The 1,279-nt window shown below is 70.8% G+C and carries 3 protein-coding genes; all 3 read left to right on the top strand.

Features of this window, described 5'->3' with window-relative positions; all coding sequences use genetic code 11:
- On the top strand, positions 1–219 hold a 219-nt coding region (locus ACFVX6_RS40915; RefSeq protein ID WP_389699663.1), incomplete at its 5' end, for a sigma-70 family RNA polymerase sigma factor.
- Positions 220–222: 3 nt separating this feature from the next.
- Positions 223–561, top strand: coding sequence for an STAS domain-containing protein (locus ACFVX6_RS40910; protein ID WP_389699662.1), 339 nt, complete (start codon positions 223–225; stop codon positions 559–561).
- A partial coding sequence (locus ACFVX6_RS40905; protein WP_389699661.1) for an anti-sigma factor RsbA family regulatory protein occupies positions 558–1,279 on the top strand: 722 nt, incomplete at its 3' end. The genes ACFVX6_RS40910 and ACFVX6_RS40905, both read left to right, overlap by 4 nt.

Raw genomic sequence — 1,279 nt, 5'->3', positions numbered from 1 at the left:
GCCGTCGATCCCGGCATGGAACTCTTCGAGGAGTTCCACACCCTCGCCCCCCTGCTGGAGCAGCTGGACGAACGCGACCGGCTCATCCTGCGGATGCGCTTCGGCCAGGAGCAGACCCAGGCAGAGATCGGCGCCGAGCTGGGCATCTCCCAGATGCAGGTGTCGCGCATTCTGTCGCGCACGCTGGCACGGCTGCGCACCGGCATGCTCACGGAGTAGGGAATGGGCCCGGCGACGCCTGCGACGCTGGCGACGCCGTTGACCGTCCAGCCGCTGCGGGACCGGCCCGGAGCGCAGCTGAGCGGCAGCTGCGACCTGGATTCCCGCCAAGCCCTGGTTGCGGCGCTCGGCGTCGTGACCGCGATTCCCGGTCCCGTCGTCCACCTCGACCTCTCCGCCGTGGTATTTCTCGACACGGCCGCGGTCGCCGCCCTCGCACGGGCGGCGGCCGCCCTCAGCAGGCAAGGACGACGCCTGCTGCTCCACGACCCGCCGCACTCGCTCCGCAAGGTCGTGGAAATGTTCCCGGACGAATGCGCCGCGCTGGAGGTCGCAGCATGATCACTGTTCCTGAGCCCACCGGGCCCGGGGCCTTCGTCCACCCCGCACTCTTCTACCACGACCTCGACACCTACGTGTCCGGCGTCGGCGGCTTCGTACACGCATCCCTGTCCGCCGACGAACCCGTACTCATCGCCGTACCGGGCCCACACCTGAACGCCCTACGCGAAAGCCTCGACGGGAACGCGGCCGCGGTCACCTGGACGGACATGACCGAACTGGGCCGCAACCCCGGCCGCATCCTGGCCGCACTGCAAGACTTCGCCAACCTCCACACCAGCCGAGCCGTCCGCATCGTCGGAGAACCCATCTGGCCCGGCCGCTCCCCCGCCGAGATCCTGGAAGCCACCCGACACGAAGCCCTCATCAACACAGCCTTCACCGGCCGGCCCGCCACGATTCTGTGCCCCTACGACGTACACGGGCTGACACCCCACGTGCTGGCCGACGCACGACGCACCCACCCCACCCTCATCGAGGCGGGCCTGGACCTGCCGAGCCCGGCATACACCGACGCCGCGCGGGTCTCGGCGGACTGCAACCTCCCCCTGCCCGAACCCGAAGGCGACACGCCCCGGTTCGCGTACGCCCACGGAGGACTGGCCGAGGTACGCGAGTACGCAGAGGCCTGGGCCCGCGGGACCGCGCTGAACGCGGCGCGACGCGGCGACCTGGTCCTGGCCGTCAGCGAGGCCGCGGCCAACTCCCTGTCCCACGG

This window comes from Streptomyces sp. NPDC058289, from assembly GCF_042880975.1.
In the GTDB taxonomy this organism is placed as follows: domain Bacteria; phylum Actinomycetota; class Actinomycetes; order Streptomycetales; family Streptomycetaceae; genus Streptomyces; species Streptomyces stoeckheimensis.
Note: the sequence above shows the minus strand (reverse complement) of the source record. Positions and strands in the feature narration are given on the sequence as shown.

Bases quoted from the DNA above. Each gene is read 5' to 3' on its own strand.
- ACFVX6_RS40910 (WP_389699662.1), top strand. From the start codon at position 223: ATGGGCCCGGCGACGCCTGCGACGCTGGCGACGCCGTTGACCGTCCAG.